The sequence below is a fragment of the Rhodanobacter sp. Col0626 genome, from assembly GCF_049994385.1.
Classification (GTDB): domain Bacteria; phylum Pseudomonadota; class Gammaproteobacteria; order Xanthomonadales; family Rhodanobacteraceae; genus Rhodanobacter.
In genome coordinates this window covers 4,009,035-4,024,300 of record NZ_CP188260.1, presented here as the reverse complement: position 1 = coordinate 4,024,300, position 15,266 = coordinate 4,009,035, and the positions used below count along the sequence as shown (strand labels likewise).

Sequence of the window (15,266 nt, the reverse complement as noted above, 5' to 3'; positions counted from 1 at the left end):
TCAGGGCGATGCGTTGCGTGAGCTGGATGCCGTGGCGGGCGCCGGTTCGATCGATGGGCAGCTGACGGTACGGCGCATTGCCGCCACATCTGGCCGTCCATACGGCTGACCGATGGCGTTCATGCGGCTCGACAACGGCATGGCATTGCCGTTGAGGCGCCAGTCGTAGATCACGCTGAAGGCCATCACCCGCGCCACGTACTCGCGGGTCTCCTTGAACGGAATGGTCGCGACGAACACGTCCGGCGCCAGCGTGCCGCGTGCAGCCAGCCATTGGTCGACGCGGTTCGGGCCGGCGTTGTAGGCCGCGCTGGCCAGCCAGGGCGAACCACCGAAACGCTCGGCCAGCTGGGCCAGGTAGCGCGTACCCAGCGCGATGTTGGTGGCCGGGTCGTACAGCGTGTCGCCACCGCCCCAGTCCAGTCCGTTGCGCCGCGCCACCAACGCTCCGGTGCCGGGTAGCAGCTGCATCAGGCCGCGCGCGTCGGCACCGGAATGGGCGTCGCTCATCCAGGCGCTTTCCGCACGCAGGATGCCGTAGGCCCAGGCCGGATCGACGCCGGCCTGCTGCGCCTGCGGCACCAGCCCGTCCTGGCTGGCCAGCGGAAAGCGCAGCTCGTACATGCGCAGTGCGTCGCCGCTGCTCATGGTGAACACGGCGCGGTCATACCAGCCGCGGCGGTTGGCGAGGTTGGCGGCGACCTGCTGGGTGGTCGGGTCGGCGCCTTTCAGCGCGCGCGTCCATTCGCGCCGCGCCAGCTTGGGCAGGTCGACGGCATACAGTTCGAACGCGCGCAGCAGGCCGGGATTGGCGAGCAGGGCCTGTTCGCGCTGTGGATCGTCGGCCAGTGTCAGCGGACAGAGGGCGTAGGGCTGGTTGAGTTTGTCGGCGGCAAGGAAGCCGAAGAAGGTGGGCTTGTCGGCTTGTGCATCGAACTGTCGCTGGGCATCGTCGGTGTGGCCCAGCGCCGCCAGCGCGCGGCCGCGAAAATACTGCCATTCGCCATCCTGTTGCTGGTCGGCCGGCATCGCAGCGATACCCGCCAGCACCGCGGTCCAGTTCTGTCGCGCCAGCGCCACCCGCACCCGCCATTCGCGGGTGGCATCGGTCTGTGCTGCAGCCGGCAAGGCGGCCAGCCGGGCCAGTGCGTTGTCGTCGAAATCGGTGGCGTGGAACAACGCCAGCGCATACAGCACCTGGTCGCGCTGTTGTTCGCTGAAGCGGAAATGCGGCTGCAGTTGTTGCCACGCCGTATCGGCGCTGGTGGATTGACGCCGCGCCAGCCGGGTCAGCGCGAGCGTGGCAGCCTGCCGGTGCCGCGGCGTATCGGGCCAGCTCGCGGCGGACGTCAGCGCGCTGGTCGGATCGCGCAAGGCCAGCGCCAGTTGCTGGGCGGCGAGCCGATCGGTGTCGGGCAGCCAGTTGGCCAGCCCGGTGATGGTGCCGGACTGGCCGGCATCGGCGGCGCGATCGATGCGCGTCCACAAGCGGGCATCGGTCAGCAGCCCCTGATCGTGCGCGGCGCTGAGTACCGGGTCGCAGGCGCTGGGCAGATTCGGCTTGGCCCACAGCGCGGCGAGATCCTTGTCGAAGTCGAGCCTGCCGCCCGCCGCCAGTCGCGCCTGCAGTGCATCACAGCTGAGCGTGTCGCCGAGGCCCGGCTGGTACAGCGCCTGGAAATTGCTCCAGTCCTGGCGACGCGCCAATTCCAGCAGAAACGCGCGACGCAGGTCGGCGGCCGGGATCCAGTCGGGGTATTGCTTGAGATACGCCTCGACCGTGGCGCGGTCGGTTTGCTGGATATCGTGTTCGAGCGCGGCCGCCTGCAGGTACGGGTACAACGGATAGCCGCGCAGGCCGGTGGCCAGGTTCCGCCAGCCCTCACCGCCTTGCCGGGCGGCGGCATAGGCCTGCTTGAATGTTGCGCGCTCGGCGTCGCTGGGCTCGGCGGCCCGCACGGCCGTGGTGGTCAGCAGCCAGCCGGCGGCCAGCAACAGCCAGGCAAGCGCGACGCGCCGCGGCGAGAGGAAAACAAACATGGAAACTCCTGCGGTCGATCGGATGCAGTGTAGTCGATGGTCCGGGCCGGCTTGTTGGGAATCGGTGAGTGCGATGGCGCCGACGCCTTGCCGCTGCCTGTTAAGCTGGCGCGCTCCATCTTCAGCATCCACGGGATCGCATGTCGTCAGTACCTTCGCCTGTTTTTCGTCGCGCTGGTGTGGCGTGGTTGGCGCTGATCGCGCTGGCACTGGCCGGGGCGTACTGGTGGTGGTTGATCGGCCGGCCCGTGAGCCTGCCGGATGCGCCGTCGGCGCGGATCGCCTGCGTCTCGTATGCGCCGTTTCGCCAGGTCGGCGAGACCCCGCTGGATGTGAACGCCTACATCAGTCCCGAACGCATCGACGAAGACCTGCGTGCATTGTCGAAGCGTTTCGATTGCGTGCGCACCTATTCGCAGGGGCAGGGCCTGAGCGCGGTGCCGCAGATCGCCGAACGCTACGGCATGAAGGTGCTGATGGGCATCTGGCTGGGTAGCGATCGCACGATGAATGCGCAGCAGGTCAGGCTGGGTATCGCCACCGCCAACAAGTATCCACAGGTATTGCGTGGCGTCATCGTCGGCAACGAGGTACTGCTTCGCGGCGAGCTGCCATCGAAGGAACTGGCTGGCTATCTGCAGCAGGTGCGCGCCGCGGTCGACGTGCCGGTGACCTATGCCGATGTGTGGGAGTTCTGGCTGCGTCATCCCGAACTGGCCGGTTCGGTGGACTATCTCACCATCCATATCCTGCCTTATTGGGAAGACCAGCCGGTCTCGCCCGAGCGCGCGGTGCAGCACGTGGCAACGGTGTACGCCACGGTGCGGCAGGCGTTTCCCGGCCGCACCGTGATGATCGGCGAAACCGGCTGGCCCAGCGCCGGCCGGCCGCGTCAGGCGGCCAGTGCCAGCGTGGTGAACGAGGCACGCTACCTGCGCGAATTCCTGCGTTACGCGGCTACCGTGTCGATGCCGTACAACGTGATCGAAGCGTTCGACCAGCCATGGAAGCGCGCGCAGGAAGGTACCGTCGGCGGCTATTGGGGCATCTTCGATGCACACGCGCGCCCGAAATTCGCGATGCAGGGAGCGGTCACCGAAGAGCCGCGCTGGTGGGCCGGCTGGCTGGTCGGCGCCGCGGGTGCGGCACTGTTCGCGCTGGTCGGATCGTGGCGGCGGCGTTGGTGCGGCGCACGCGGATGGGCGGCTCTTGCGCTGGCCGGTGTGGCCAGCGGCTGCGCGCTGGCCTGGCAGTTTCGGCAAATGCTGTTTGCCTGTCGCGACGCATGGGAATGGACGGTGTCGCTGGCGGCCTGCGTGCTGGCGCTGCTCACCGCACTGCAGCTGGCGCGCTGGATCGCCGCACGACTGGGTAGTGCGCCGACGGCACCGCCGCTGCGCTGGCTGCGGCTGGGCTGGCTGTTCGCGCTGGCATTTTATGGCTTGCTGCTGGTGGTCAATGGCCGCTATCGGGATTTTCCGCTGGGCCTGTTCCTGCTGCCTTGCGCCGGTTATGCACTGGTCGGCTGGCTGTCGGACCGGAAAGCGCTGTCGATGCCGCTGCTGGAGGAGCGCTTCCTCGCCAGCTTGCTGCCGTTGCTGGCGGCGATCGTGGTGCTGCAGGAATCGGGTCTCACGCCAGTGGCGTGGTTATGGCTGGGCCTGAACCTGCTGCTGGCGCTGCCGGTGCTGGTCGACTGGTGGCAGGTGCGTCGCCTGCAGTCGCAGCAGGCGTAGGCAGCCGACCAGCAAGGCCAGCGCGCCGGCTTCAAAGCAGTACAACTGCAGCGCGAAAACACCGAGCGCCGCGGCCAGCCAGGCCAGCCACGTGCGCTTCCAGAACAGCAGCGCCAGCGCCGTCGCCAGCAACGCGATGACGCCGTAGACGCCGTGCAGAAAACCCAGTACCAGCCATTGCCGTCCATCGCACCACCATGGGCCGCCGCCGCTGCATCGCTGCGCCATCGTGCTGGGCTCGATCAGGCCGTAACGCAGGCCTGACGCGATCAGTGCCACGGCCAGCAGCGCCAGCCATGGCAGCGCCAGTCGCCAGCGTCTGGACATCACCGTTGCCGCCGTGGCGAGGCGACGCCACCGACGTGGGCCGGCAGGCGGATTTCCGCCGCCAGCGGCAAGTGATCGGAGAATGCCTGCGGTAGTGCCCAGGTCTTGTCCAACTGGATCGCCGACGAGGTGAGGATGTGATCCAGCGCCCGCCGCGGTTTCCAGCTGGGAAAGGTCGGCGTCGACTGCGCCGGCGGCTGCAGGCTGGATTTGGCGAACAGCATGCGCATCTCGACACTGCCCGGTTCGGTGTTGAGGTCGCCCATCAGCACCGCGTGTGGAAAATTCTGCAACAACTCGGCGATGAAGCCGAGCTGGCGCGCGCGCGCCGGCGCGCTCAGCGACAAGTGCGCGATCATCACGGCCAGCGCATTGTCGCCTTCGCCGAATTGCGCGAGCAGGGCGCCGCGTCCGGGGATTCGGCTGGGCAATGGATAGTCCATCACCGAATGTGGCTCGATGCGGCTGATCAGGCCGTTCGCCGAATGCGCCAGTCGCGCCATCGCCCGGTTCGGCTGGTGGCTCCAGAACGGCATGCCGGAGGTTTCGGCAAGGTAGCGGGTCTGGTTGAGGAAGCCCGAGCGCAAGCTGCCGGCATCGGCCTCCTGCAGGCCGATCACGTCGAACTGCGGCAGCACCTCGGCGAGCCGGTCGAGGTTGTCCATCTTGCTGCGTCCCGGCAGTACGGCATTGAAGCTGCGGGTGACGTATTCGCTGTAGCGCGCCACGCTGGCTCCGGCCAGGATGTTGCAGCTCAACAGGCGCAGGTGGCGCTCGGCGGGTGCGGGTTTGAGAATGGCGGCGCGGGTCATCGCAACACACTACACGGGAAAGGGAATGCTGGCGCCTGCGCTGGTGCAGTCAGGTGCTGGCACCAGCATGATCCGTTGCATGTGAACGACTTGCCAGCTATGCCCGTGATCGCCGCGCCGCATGCGCCGATTACTTGCCGCCCAGTTCGCGCTTGACCAGCCACTGGGTCACCGCCGACATCTCGTCGAACGAATGGACCGCGGCAACGCGATATTTGCCGTTGACCACGATGGTTGGCGTGCCATCCACCTGCCATTTGCGGATCAGCTCGAAATCGCTCTTTATCTTCGCCGTGGTTTCGGCGGACGTGGCGATGCGCATGAACTCGGTCCGGTCGACACCCTCGCGGGCATAGAAGTCGGCCAGTTCGTCCAGCGAATTGATCGGATAGTGCTGGCTGAACTTGTCGACGAACAACTGCAGATGGGTGCGATCCACCACGCCAAGCTGCTTCGCGGCGTAATAAGCGCGTGCGAACGGCACCCACTCGGCACTGAACGGCGCCGGCAGCAGCTTGAACACCACGCCTGCCGGCAGCTGCTTGCGCAGTTTCTCGGCGACCGGCGCAAATTGCGCACAGTGGATGCAGCCGTAGGAGAACACCTCGACCACTTCCACCTTGCCCTCGCTGCTGTAGCGCTGGGCCGGCCCGGGCAGGGTCACGTACTCGCTGCCTTCGGTATACGGTGCGGGCGTACTGGACTGGGCGGTGCAGGCGCTGGTCAAAAGCAGGCCGCCGAACAGGGCGAGGACGTGCAGGCGGGCGAATCGTTTGAACATGGGCGTCTCTCTTCGCATGGCAGCCAAAACCGCTGTTGGGGGCAGATTAACCGACGCGGCTTACTTGCCGGCCGCTTCCTTGGACACCAGCCACTTGGTCAGGGCGATCGATTTCGACAGGTCGCCGAGCTTGAGCGGATTGACGCGATACTTGCCGTCGATGATCAGTGTCGGCGTGCCCTCGACGCCATATGCCTTGACCAGTTCGTCGGCGCGCTTCATCTTCGTGTTGATGGTGAACGAGCTGGCGGTGGCGACGAACTCCTTCGGATCGACGCCGAACTTGGCGTAGATTTTCGCCATGTCCTCGATTGTCGGCAACGCTTCGCGGGGCTTGAGGCCGCCGCCGTTGGGATTTTCCGAACTCAGTTCGCGGGTGTCCCACACGGCGGCATACATCGCGTCGTTGGCCTTGTCGGCGGCGCCAAAGACCTGGGCGGTCAGGTAGGCGCGCTGCAAGGTTACCCAGTTCTCCTGCGGCATGAACGAGGCGGGAAGGAAGGCAACCACCGCATCGGACGGCATTTCCTTGACCATCGCGTTCATCGTTCCGTGATACGCATTGCAAGCCGGGCAGCCATAGGAGAACACCTCGACCACTTCGATCTTGCTGGTGCCGGTCAGCTTCGGCTGCGCGGGTTCGATGCGAACGTAATCCTTCCCTTCCACCCACTTGCCGTCATCGACGAACGGTGCGGCCGCCACGGCGGGCGCGGCGTTGGCCGGTGGCGTGTTGTCGGTGGTCGTGGCCGCCGAAGCGGCAGCGGCCGGAGCATTCGCTGTCATCGCGCTGGCGGGGGCCGTGCTGGCGGCCGCCGGCGTGGTCGCGACGCTGCTGCTGGCGGTGGGCGCGGCCGGTTGAGCGGCGTCGCCCGTGTTGTTGTCATGGCTGCAGGCGGCAAGCGCGAGCAGGGCGGCACACAGGAATGGCAGACGCTTCAACATGGCAGACCTCAAAAGGTGGGGCGTAAAACCGACAACGCCGACCTTTTGGGGTCGGCGCGTGGTTGATCAGGGCGCGGTGGCCGGCTGACTATCGGCGCTGTGCAACCCTTCGATGTAGCTGGACAGCGCGGCGATGTCGCCGGGCTCGAGCTTCTTCGCGATCGACGGCATGATTTGCGAGTGGGCGTCGTCGCCCCAGGTGGTGCCATCGTGCCAGGCCTTCAGCGTCGCTTCGATGTACTGCGCATGCTGACTGGTCAGCTGCGGGTACATCGCGCCCGGATTGCCACGGCCGTCGATGCTGTGACAGGCCATGCAGGCGGGAATGTCGCGCTTGGCATCGCCCTGGCGGAACAGCATTTCACCTTTTTCGACCAAGGCCTGATCGGCCACGCCAGGCAACGGCGTCTTGCTGGCGAAATAGGCGCCGACATCATGCATGTCCTGGGTGGACAGCGGCGTGGCCATGCCGAGCATGATCGGGTTCTGCCGCTTGCCGGATTTGAAATCGGTCAGCTGGCGCACGATGTACTGCTCGCTCTGGCCGGCCAGCTTCGGGTACTGCGCGTCGCTGGAATTGCCGTCCATGCCGTGACAGGCACCGCAGACGGCGGCCTTGCCCTGACCGGCGGTGGCGTCACCGGGCTTGGCCGCGGCTTCGGCGACTGGCGCTGCCGCGGCGGTGCTGGCCGGTGCGGGCGTGGTGGCCGCAGCGGCGGGCGCGGCAGTTGTTTTCGGCTGGGCGTCCTGTGCCATCAGCCCACTGGTGGACAGTGCAAACACGAGGGCTATGGCGGACCCGAGAACAGCGGGCCGAAAACCAGCGGACCGAAAACTCATACACTTGACTCCCGAGAGACTTGCAAACACTGCCGGAGATTGCAGCCACAAGGCCTGCAACAGGCAGAAACCGCAGAATTATCCCTGTGCCACCATAGCTTGGTCAAACCATTCCCATGTCCAATCCCCTCCAGGGCGCGCAATTCATGCTCGCCGCCCATCGCATCAGCCAGCTTCCCGCCGATCAGGGCGCCGAGGTGGCGTTTGCCGGCCGCTCCAATGCCGGCAAGTCCAGCGCGCTGAATGCGCTGACCAATCACAAGGGGCTGGCGCGCACGTCCAAGACGCCTGGGCGTACCCAGCAGATGGTCGCGTTCAGCCTGCCGCCGTACAAGGATGTACCAGTGTCGCGGGCGCAGGATGCGCAGGAGCGACCGCCGCCGGTCCAGGTCGAAGACCAGCCGCCAGCGGATGTACGCCTGATCGACCTGCCGGGCTACGGCTACGCCAAGGTGCCGCTGGAAATGCGCGAGCACTGGAAACTGGAGATCGATGCCTACCTGCACCAGCGCCGCAGCCTGCGCGGGCTGGTGCTGATCGTGGACATCCGCCACCCGCTGAAGGAATTCGACAAGCTGATGCTGGAGTTCTGCTTCGCCACCCAGCTGCCGTGCCACCTGCTGCTGACCAAGGCCGACAAGCTTTCTCGCGGCCAGGCCACGCAGGCGCTGGCGACGCTGCGCAAGCAGTTTGTAGCCGATGGCCTGCATGCCACCGCGCAGATTTTTTCTTCCTCCGCCGGTACCGGCGTGGAAGAGGCGCGGCAGGCGGTGATGGCGCTGTTGCGTCAGCCGCGCGACGGCGCGCATCAGGATCGCCAACACTGAGAGGGACATCTTGTGGGAGCGGCTTCAGCCGCGACGCCTTTCCGTGAGCCCGGCGCAGGAGCATCGCGGCTGAAGCCGCTCCCACAGGTGCAGCATCCTTGTCGCAGGCCGCCGCAGAGAACCTCAGCTGCGCACGGCTTCCATGAACACCGCGCACAACGCTTCCATTCCTGCACGATCTTCATCGTCGAAACGGTCGATCACCGGACTGTCGACGTCCCACACGCCGAGCAGGCTGCCGTCGGCCTTGACCAGCGGCACCACGATTTCCGATTGCGAGGCGGCATCGCAGGCGATGTGGCCATCGAACGCATTGACGTCGCGCACCAGCTGGGTCTCGCGCGTCTGCGCGGCGGTGCCGCAGACACCACGGCCGATGGCGATGCGGATGCACGCGGGTTTGCCCTGGAACGGACCGACCACCAGTTCGCTGCCGTCAAACAGATAGAAGCCGGCCCAGTTGAGGTCGGGCAGACTGTGATAGATCAGCGCGCCGAAATTCGCCGCGTTGGCGATCAGGTCGCGCTCGCCGGTGAGCAGGCCGCGCGCCTGCTGGATGAGATCTTCGTAATGCTCGCGCTTGCTGGCGTAGCTTTGGGGTTTGAGTTCGAACATGCGACGCGTCCGCTGGCAAAGCCCGTATTATGCGCCGAGCCAATTGACGGGGACGTAGCATGAGCCTGACCGAACAGCGTGAAGGGATCGAGGCCGGGCGGCTGGACATGTTCGTGGATGGCGCGTTCGCGTTCATCCTGACACTGCTGCTGATCGGCGGCGAATCGATCCCGGACAGCACCGACAAGCTGCTGTCGATGCTTGGCGGCATTCCGGCGTTCGCCGTGTGCTTCTTCCAGATCGCCTTCTTCTGGCATGGCCATGTGCGCTGGCGCAAGCGTTGTCACAGTGCCGACAGCACCGGCCGCTGGCTGTCGCTACTGCTGGTGTTTTTCGCGATGATCTTCGTCTATCCCCTGCACATGGTGTACTCGGGTGCGTTCAACAGCTTGAGTGGCGGCCTGTTGCCGAGTGATTTCCAGATGACGGGTGGGCCAGCCGACATGCGCGCCCTGTTCGTCTGTTTTGGCCTCGCCTATGCCTGCATGGCGGGCACGCTGACGTTGCTGTTCCTGCACGCGGCGAAGAGTGCAACGAAGCGCGGCTTCAACAACCTTGATGCGCGCCGCGAGATGCGCATCTGGAGCGTGCCGGCGACGATCGGTCTGGCTTCGGCGCTGACCGCACTGCTGCTGCCGTTGTCGGCACCTGGTTGGGTATGGTCGATCCCCGGTTTCATGTATTCGCTGCTGTTCCTGATCGGGCCGGTGGTGAATCGCTTCAACCGCCGCTACGCACGGGCATGATGCCGGCCGTCTTCATCGCCGGCACCGATACCGGCATCGGCAAGACCCATGCGGCGTGCACGCTGCTGCACGCCTTGCGCGCCGCGGGGCACGACGCCTGCGGCATGAAGCCTGTCGCCAGCGGTTGCGTGGAAACACCGCACGGCCTGCGCAATGACGATGCGTTGGCCTTGCAGGCGGCGAGCAGCGCGCCGGCGCCGTATGCGTTGATCAACCCGGTTGCGCTGCGCGATCCGCTATCGCCGCATCTGGCGGCCGCGCATGACGGCGTGGAGATTTCGCTGGCGCCGATGCGCGTGGCGTTCGATCAATTGCGTGCCAGTCATCGATGCGTGGTGGTCGAGGGCGTCGGTGGCTGGCTGGTGCCGCTGGCGCCGGGACTGTTCGCGGCGGATATCGCCATGCAGTGGCAGCTGCCGGTGATCCTGGTGGTGGGTTTGCGTCTGGGCTGCCTCAACCACGCCCTGCTCAGCGCACGCGCCATCGTGGCCGATGGCTGTCGCCTGCTGGGATGGATCGGCAACCGCGTCGATCCGGCGATGGATGCCGTGGAGGAAAACCTGGAGACGCTGGATGAGTTGTTGCCGGCGCCCTGCCTGGACGTATTGCCACACGGCGTCGCACCGGCGCAGGCCGCGAGCCGGCTGGCCGCGGCATTGGCGGCCTTGGACTGAGCTTCACACTCGTCGTGCTTGGATAGGTGCCGAAACCCCATCACCGGAGGCAGCATGGCCCGCAATCACTACTACCTTTCGATCGCCGATATCGCCCACGCCCGCGGCGACGACCCGCGTTTTTCCTGGGATGGTGCCGGTCCGGACGGCTTCGCCGCGGCCCTGCAGCAGGCCTTGCGCGGGGACGATCTGTTCCAGCGCTGGCGGGCGGCGCAGCCGGATCCCGACGCGGTCGACGGCAGTCTCGGCGCTACCGATCCGTCGGCGCAGGTGCAGGCGAAAGTCGCCGACCTGGGCGTCGACGTGGACCTGATCACCGACCTGCCGATGAGCGTGGTACGCCATCGTCTGTACCTGCTGATTGGCGGGGCGTGGCAGTTGCGCGACATGCGCGCAGCCTGAGTCCCGGAAAATCGCGCTGGTTTGGAAAGTGGCGGCGCTATCGGTACAGTCGGGGATTACGACTTTCCGTGCCCGGCGACGGGCGCACCACTTGGGGAACCCGATGCTTCGTCTGCGTTTGATTGTGATTGCCACCACGATGGCCCTTGCCGCTTGCTCGCAGCAGCCGAACGGGACCGCCAACTCACCCGCGCCGGCCGCCTCGGTCGCCAGCGCCAGCAGTGCTGCCCCGGCCGCCTCCGACATGACCAGCAACCCGTTCTACAGCGTCAGCACGCTGCCGTTCCAGGCGCCCCCGTTCGACAAGATCAAGGATGGCGATTACCAGCCGGCGATCGAGGAGGGCATGAAGCAGCACCTGGCCGAGATCCAGAAAATCGCCAACGATCCGGCCGCGCCCACGTTCGAGAATACCTTCGTGGCGATGGAGAAATCCGGCGCCATGCTGCATCGGGTGATGGCGACGTTCAATGCGGTTACCGGTGCCAACACCGACGACACGCTGCAGAAAGTGCAGGAAGACGAAGCACCGCGGCTGGCCGCGCACGAGGACGCGATTTATCTGGACAGCAAGCTGTTCCAGCGCGTCCAGGCCATCCATGACCAGCTGGACACGCTCAAGCTCGATTCCGAATCGGCGCGCCTGGTCGATGTGGTCTACAAGGACTTCGTGCATGCGGGCGCCAAGCTGTCCGACGCCGACAAGGCCAAGTTGAAGGACCTCAACAAGGAAGAGTCCACGCTGAGCACGGCGTTCACCAACAAGCTGCTGGCCGCCACCAAGGACGCTGCGCCGGTGATCGACGACAAGGCCAGGCTCGCCGGCCTGTCCGACGCCGAACTCGCCGCCGCCACCCAGGCCGGCAAGGACCGCAAGCAGGACGGCAAGTACGTGCTGTCGCTGCAGAACACCACCCAGCAGCCCGAGCTGCAGGACCTGAGCGATCGCGACACCCGCAAAGCCATGTTCGACGCATCGTGGAACCGCGCCGAGAAGGGCGATGCCAACGACACCCGCAAGACCATCGAGCGGCTGGCGCAGATCCGCGCAGAACAGGCCAAATTGCTCGGCTTCCCGAACTACGCGGCATGGAAGCTGGACGACCAGATGGCGAAGACGCCGGAAACGGCGATGTCGTTCATGGACAAGCTGGCGCCGGCTGCCGTGGCGCGCGCCAAGCGTGAGGCCGCCGACATCCAGTCGCAGATCGACAAGGACCAGGCCGCACTCAAGCAGCCCAGCTTCAAGCTGGAACCGTGGGACTGGAACCGCTACGCCGAGCAGGTGCGCAAGGCCCGTTTCGACCTCGACGAAAGCCAGATCAAGCCGTATTTCGAGCTGGATAACGTGCTGCAGAACGGCGTGTTCTACGCCGCCAACCAGCTGTACGGGCTGACCTTCAAGGAGCGCAAGGACATCCCGGTGTACCAGCCGGACGTGCGCGTGTTCGAGGTGTTCGACAAGGATGGCACCTCGATGGCGCTGTTCTACTGCGATTACTTCAAGCGCGACAACAAGGGCGGTGGCGCCTGGATGGACAACTTCGTCGGCCAGTCGAAGCTGCTCGGCACCAAGCCGGTGATCTTCAACGTCGGCAACTTCGCCAAGCCGGCCGCGGGCCAGCCGGCCCTGCTGACCTTCGATGACGTGATCACCATGTTCCACGAGTTCGGTCATGCCCTGCACGGCATGTTCGCCGACGCGCAGTACCCGACCCTGTCCGGCACCAACACCGCGCGCGACTTCGTCGAGTTTCCGTCGCAGTTCAACGAGCATTGGGCGACCGATCCCAAGGTGTTCGCGCACTACGCGAAGAACTACAAGACCGGCGAGCCGATGCCGAAGGCACTGGTCGACAAGATGACCAGGGCCGGCAAGTTCAACTCCGGCTACAACATGACCGAGCTGGTCTCCGCGGCCCTGCTCGACATGAACTGGCACATGCTTGGTGCCGACGCGCCGCTGCAGGATGCCGACCAGTTCGAGGCCGCCGCGCTGAAGAAGGACAACATCGATCTCAGCTATGTGCCGCCGCGCTACCGCTCCAGCTACTTCCAGCACATCTGGGGCAACGGCTACGCCGCCGGTTACTACGCTTACCTGTGGACGCAGATGCTGGCCGACGATGCCTTCATCGGCTTCAAGGACCACGGTGGCCTGACCCGCGAAAATGGCGACCGCTTCCGCGCCATGGTGCTGTCGCGCGGCAACACCGAGGAACTGGCGAAGATGTACAAGGACTGGCGCGGCCAGGATGCGAGCATCGAGCCGATGCTGGAGAACCGTGGGCTGAAGGAAGGTTCCAGGAAGTAAGCGCTGAACCTCTGGCCGAATGGCCCTGAAGAACAACAGGCCCGCCATGTGCGGGCCTGTTTTTGTGTTCCGCGTCAGACCGATCCGCTATGGGCCAGCCAGCTTTGAGCCTGGCGTGGATTCCGGACACGCCGCGTTTGACGGAGCGCAAGGCTGGAAAATGCACGCAACAAAGAATTACACGAGCTACTGACTGGCGCTGGAGTCAAGCGTCGGGGAAGCCGTCCGCCTTGAACAAGATGCTGGACCTCAGGTACGAACACGTCATGCGGATGGCAAGTAGCGAGGAACCCTTGCTTTGAGAAGCTTGACCAGCTCCGGATCCATGAACTCGTACTCGTCGGGAATCTCCAGGCAGATGACGCGGGCACGACCCAAATGCGGCTTGAACTTGGCTGATAGCTTGTTGCGGTGCGCGCGCTCCATAACGAAGATGAGATCAGCCCAACGCAGCAACTCAGGAGTGACCGGATTCTCGGCGTCGTTATTGAGGCCTGCCGAAGATGTCTCGATACCATGCCAGTTGGCAAAGACTTGTTCTGCCGTGGGACTGCGTAGCCGGTTTTGGCTACAGATAAAGAGGACGTTGCGAGCCAAGGCTTTTCCGCGGTCGAACGCTGGAGTCAAGCAACGCGCGGATTTTCGCGCGTCCGCTCGGACGAGTGGTCAGGTTGCAGCTGCCTGGTGTAGGGAAAGCACCACAACTGCCCATACATGTGCTTGCGAGCACCTGACGCTTGATATCCTGCCCTTTCATAGAACGACCGGGCTGCATCGGTACTGCAAAGACACAGCCTTTCCATGTCTAGCAGCGATGCGTGTGCTTCAAGGGCGGTGTGGATTGCTGCGCCAAGGCCCTGTCTCTGAGAGTCGGGCGCTACGTAGAAAAGGCGGATCTCCCCGCTATTGTGGAGCAAACCCACCGCTGAGAGAACGCCACCTACCTCTCCGATGACGCAAAAATTCTCTGGGTTGTTGATCCATGTCTCGAAGTTGGCTGGCGTCTTGTTGCTTAGCCAGCGCTCCAGTGTTGCCGCGTCGTTGTGATGGTCAGCAACGCACAGCTCCCGAATAGACGCAATCACAGTTTGGATTGCGAGTTCTGCGTCCGATGTTCTTGCAGGGCGTACGTTGAGCTTCATCTGAAACCTGACGCTGGGGTTAAGCGGCGGCGTAGCCGTCCGCCCTGAACGAAATGCGAGGCGTCATGCAAGCGCCTGCAGCAATCGGATTGCCCAGTACACGCCGATGGCAAGTTGAATCGCAAACAGGCAAAAGCGAAGGGTGACAGCTGCTGCGCTCAACGACACAAGGTGCACGGACGATTGGAGAATACGGGCAACAAGCAGGATATAAGCTAATTTGTCAGTGATGCTGGTTTGTGCCGTTATAAGAGCGACCACAAGGAGACCGCCAAGTACAGGCAGGCTCTCAACACAGTTGGCGTGTGCCCTGGCCAGTCGCTGCATGAAAAGGGAAAGATTGGCGTTGTCCGGACGAAACTCGTTGGGCGCGGATTTGCCAAGGACGACAAGGCGTGTGCGAAGCAGCTCCATTAGCACAAGCAGGACAAGTGTCCACGCGAGGAATCCAGTCAATGCGATTGCACTAGGACTTTGCATAGATGCTCCCCCAAGAGATCTGACGCTGGAATTGAGCGGGGCGGAGCGTCCGCCCTGAACGAGTTGTTAGCCTTACTGCGTACGGCTCAGCTCGACGACTTTTTGCTCTATCGGTTGGCTAGTGGATTCGCCAAACGCCTCAACAGTGATCTGCATTTCACCGGGACCATAGCGCATCGACACTGACCATGGTTGAGGTGGGACATTAGCGGTGATAGGGAGATAGCCAGGTGCTTGGGTGGGTTCAATTTTTGGTAAAGGCAAATTTTTGTACTCGGGGAGCTCGGCAAGTTGGCGAGCGGCAAGCAACCGTCCAACTGCCTGAACTTTAGCAACCTTGAATGTGCGATCGAGAAGGTGTTCTTTTTTGGTTGAGCTGCACGCAATCATCAGTGCCGAGAAAATTAGCAATATCGCGATGCGCATAGACGTCCTTATCTTAGATGAGTGGCGGCTTCTTTTAGGGCTAACGCTTGAGTTAAGCGGCGTGCGGCTTTTCGCACGTCCGCTTGGACGATTGGTTAGGCAGTTTGCCCGAAATGTTGAGTAGCGTACTCGCGCATATACATGCCTCCAAAAAGACTC

General features: G+C 64.3%; 17 protein-coding genes. 6 read left to right on the top strand and 11 right to left on the bottom strand.

Annotation, left to right across the window (positions count from 1 at the left end; all coding sequences use genetic code 11):
* Nucleotides 1–2,040: a transglycosylase SLT domain-containing protein gene (locus ACPPVV_RS17805; RefSeq protein ID WP_426701200.1), complete on the bottom strand. Its 2,040-nt coding sequence runs from the start codon at nucleotides 2,038–2,040 to the stop codon at nucleotides 1–3.
* A 140-nt stretch (nucleotides 2,041–2,180) separates the two neighbouring features.
* Here ACPPVV_RS17805 and ACPPVV_RS17800 point away from each other — a divergent pair, with 140 nt between their 5' ends.
* Entirely contained in the window at nucleotides 2,181–3,776 is a 1,596-nt protein-coding gene (locus tag ACPPVV_RS17800) for a glycoside hydrolase family 17 (RefSeq protein WP_426701199.1), read from the top strand.
* Here the strand turns inward: ACPPVV_RS17800 and ACPPVV_RS17795 are convergent.
* The 5 genes from ACPPVV_RS17795 to ACPPVV_RS17775 all read right to left on the bottom strand — a co-directional run bounded on the left by ACPPVV_RS17795 (nucleotide 3,690) and on the right by ACPPVV_RS17775 (nucleotide 7,397).
* Nucleotides 3,690–4,103, bottom strand: a complete 414-nt coding sequence (locus tag ACPPVV_RS17795; RefSeq protein ID WP_426701198.1) for a hypothetical protein — start codon at nucleotides 4,101–4,103, stop codon at nucleotides 3,690–3,692. The genes ACPPVV_RS17800 and ACPPVV_RS17795 overlap by 87 nt on opposite strands.
* A complete protein-coding gene (locus ACPPVV_RS17790) occupies nucleotides 4,103–4,915 on the bottom strand; it encodes an endonuclease/exonuclease/phosphatase family protein (RefSeq protein WP_426701197.1) in 813 nt (270 codons plus the stop codon). The genes ACPPVV_RS17795 and ACPPVV_RS17790 overlap by 1 nt, the downstream gene beginning before the upstream one ends.
* 130 nt (nucleotides 4,916–5,045) lie before the next feature.
* Nucleotides 5,046–5,696 (bottom strand): thiol:disulfide interchange protein DsbA/DsbL, encoded by a 651-nt coding sequence (locus ACPPVV_RS17785; protein WP_426701196.1) that lies wholly within the window; start codon nucleotides 5,694–5,696, stop codon nucleotides 5,046–5,048.
* Nucleotides 5,697–5,756: 60 nt separating this feature from the next.
* Nucleotides 5,757–6,641 (bottom strand): thiol:disulfide interchange protein DsbA/DsbL, encoded by an 885-nt coding sequence (locus tag ACPPVV_RS17780; RefSeq protein WP_426701195.1) that lies wholly within the window; start codon nucleotides 6,639–6,641, stop codon nucleotides 5,757–5,759.
* Nucleotides 6,642–6,707: 66 nt separating this feature from the next.
* Entirely contained in the window at nucleotides 6,708–7,397 is a 690-nt protein-coding gene (locus ACPPVV_RS17775) for a c-type cytochrome (protein ID WP_426701194.1), read from the bottom strand.
* A 200-nt stretch (nucleotides 7,398–7,597) separates the two neighbouring features.
* On the opposite strand from ACPPVV_RS17775, the gene ACPPVV_RS17770 reads away from it, so the two are divergent.
* A complete protein-coding gene (locus ACPPVV_RS17770; protein WP_426701193.1) occupies nucleotides 7,598–8,308 on the top strand; it encodes a GTP-binding protein in 711 nt (236 codons plus the stop codon).
* Nucleotides 8,309–8,431: 123 nt separating this feature from the next.
* Here the strand turns inward: ACPPVV_RS17770 and ACPPVV_RS17765 are convergent, their stop codons facing one another.
* On the bottom strand, nucleotides 8,432–8,923 hold the full coding sequence (locus tag ACPPVV_RS17765; protein ID WP_426701192.1) for a GAF domain-containing protein: 492 nt from the start codon (nucleotides 8,921–8,923) through the stop codon (nucleotides 8,432–8,434).
* 59 nt (nucleotides 8,924–8,982) lie between these two features.
* Here ACPPVV_RS17765 and ACPPVV_RS17760 point away from each other — a divergent pair, with 59 nt between their 5' ends.
* The 4 genes from ACPPVV_RS17760 to dcp all read left to right on the top strand — a co-directional run bounded on the left by ACPPVV_RS17760 (nucleotide 8,983) and on the right by dcp (nucleotide 13,059).
* Nucleotides 8,983–9,669, top strand: a complete 687-nt coding sequence (locus tag ACPPVV_RS17760; protein WP_426701191.1) for a TMEM175 family protein — start codon at nucleotides 8,983–8,985, stop codon at nucleotides 9,667–9,669.
* A complete protein-coding gene (bioD, locus tag ACPPVV_RS17755) occupies nucleotides 9,666–10,343 on the top strand; it encodes a dethiobiotin synthase (RefSeq protein WP_426701190.1) in 678 nt (225 codons plus the stop codon). The genes ACPPVV_RS17760 and bioD overlap by 4 nt, the downstream gene beginning before the upstream one ends.
* A 54-nt stretch (nucleotides 10,344–10,397) precedes the next feature.
* Nucleotides 10,398–10,745 carry a hypothetical protein gene (locus ACPPVV_RS17750; protein WP_426701189.1) on the top strand — a complete coding sequence of 116 codons (348 nt, stop codon included), beginning with the start codon at nucleotides 10,398–10,400 and terminating at the stop codon, nucleotides 10,743–10,745.
* Between the two features lie 103 nt (nucleotides 10,746–10,848).
* Complete coding sequence (gene dcp, locus ACPPVV_RS17745) at nucleotides 10,849–13,059, top strand: peptidyl-dipeptidase Dcp (RefSeq protein WP_426701188.1); 2,211 nt, start codon at nucleotides 10,849–10,851, stop codon at nucleotides 13,057–13,059.
* Nucleotides 13,060–13,323: 264 nt separating this feature from the next.
* Here the strand turns inward: dcp and ACPPVV_RS17740 are convergent, their stop codons facing one another.
* The 4 genes from ACPPVV_RS17740 to ACPPVV_RS17725 form a co-directional block, all read right to left on the bottom strand.
* Nucleotides 13,324–13,656, bottom strand: coding sequence for a low molecular weight protein tyrosine phosphatase family protein (locus tag ACPPVV_RS17740; protein ID WP_426701187.1), 333 nt, complete (start codon nucleotides 13,654–13,656; stop codon nucleotides 13,324–13,326).
* Between the two features lie 26 nt (nucleotides 13,657–13,682).
* On the bottom strand, nucleotides 13,683–14,201 hold the full coding sequence (locus ACPPVV_RS17735) for a GNAT family N-acetyltransferase (RefSeq protein WP_426701186.1): 519 nt from the start codon (nucleotides 14,199–14,201) through the stop codon (nucleotides 13,683–13,685).
* A gap of 63 nt (nucleotides 14,202–14,264) precedes the next feature.
* On the bottom strand, nucleotides 14,265–14,615 hold the full coding sequence (locus tag ACPPVV_RS17730; RefSeq protein WP_426701185.1) for an MAPEG family protein: 351 nt from the start codon (nucleotides 14,613–14,615) through the stop codon (nucleotides 14,265–14,267).
* Nucleotides 14,616–14,753: 138 nt separating this feature from the next.
* Nucleotides 14,754–15,107: a hypothetical protein gene (locus ACPPVV_RS17725; protein ID WP_426701184.1), complete on the bottom strand. Its 354-nt coding sequence runs from the start codon at nucleotides 15,105–15,107 to the stop codon at nucleotides 14,754–14,756.
* Nucleotides 15,108–15,266: the final 159 nt, after the last annotated feature.

Excerpts from the sequence above, each read along its gene's own strand:
- ACPPVV_RS17805 (WP_426701200.1), bottom strand. The coding sequence starts at position 2,040 with ATGTTTGTTTTCCTCTCGCCGCGGCGCGTCGCGCTTGCCTGGCTGTTG.
- ACPPVV_RS17800 (WP_426701199.1), top strand. The coding sequence starts at position 2,181 with ATGTCGTCAGTACCTTCGCCTGTTTTTCGTCGCGCTGGTGTGGCGTGG.
- ACPPVV_RS17795 (WP_426701198.1), bottom strand. The coding sequence starts at position 4,103 with ATGTCCAGACGCTGGCGACTGGCGCTGCCATGGCTGGCGCTGCTGGCC.
- ACPPVV_RS17790 (WP_426701197.1), bottom strand. The coding sequence starts at position 4,915 with ATGACCCGCGCCGCCATTCTCAAACCCGCACCCGCCGAGCGCCACCTG.
- ACPPVV_RS17785 (WP_426701196.1), bottom strand. The coding sequence starts at position 5,696 with ATGTTCAAACGATTCGCCCGCCTGCACGTCCTCGCCCTGTTCGGCGGC.
- ACPPVV_RS17780 (WP_426701195.1), bottom strand. The coding sequence starts at position 6,641 with ATGTTGAAGCGTCTGCCATTCCTGTGTGCCGCCCTGCTCGCGCTTGCC.
- ACPPVV_RS17775 (WP_426701194.1), bottom strand. The coding sequence starts at position 7,397 with ATGGCACAGGACGCCCAGCCGAAAACAACTGCCGCGCCCGCCGCTGCG.
- ACPPVV_RS17770 (WP_426701193.1), top strand. The coding sequence starts at position 7,598 with ATGTCCAATCCCCTCCAGGGCGCGCAATTCATGCTCGCCGCCCATCGC.
- ACPPVV_RS17765 (WP_426701192.1), bottom strand. The coding sequence starts at position 8,923 with ATGTTCGAACTCAAACCCCAAAGCTACGCCAGCAAGCGCGAGCATTAC.
- ACPPVV_RS17760 (WP_426701191.1), top strand. The coding sequence starts at position 8,983 with ATGAGCCTGACCGAACAGCGTGAAGGGATCGAGGCCGGGCGGCTGGAC.
- bioD (WP_426701190.1), top strand. The coding sequence starts at position 9,666 with ATGATGCCGGCCGTCTTCATCGCCGGCACCGATACCGGCATCGGCAAG.
- ACPPVV_RS17750 (WP_426701189.1), top strand. The coding sequence starts at position 10,398 with ATGGCCCGCAATCACTACTACCTTTCGATCGCCGATATCGCCCACGCC.
- dcp (WP_426701188.1), top strand. The coding sequence starts at position 10,849 with ATGCTTCGTCTGCGTTTGATTGTGATTGCCACCACGATGGCCCTTGCC.
- ACPPVV_RS17735 (WP_426701186.1), bottom strand. The coding sequence starts at position 14,201 with ATGAAGCTCAACGTACGCCCTGCAAGAACATCGGACGCAGAACTCGCA.
- ACPPVV_RS17730 (WP_426701185.1), bottom strand. The coding sequence starts at position 14,615 with ATGGAGCTGCTTCGCACACGCCTTGTCGTCCTTGGCAAATCCGCGCCC.
- ACPPVV_RS17725 (WP_426701184.1), bottom strand. The coding sequence starts at position 15,107 with ATGCGCATCGCGATATTGCTAATTTTCTCGGCACTGATGATTGCGTGC.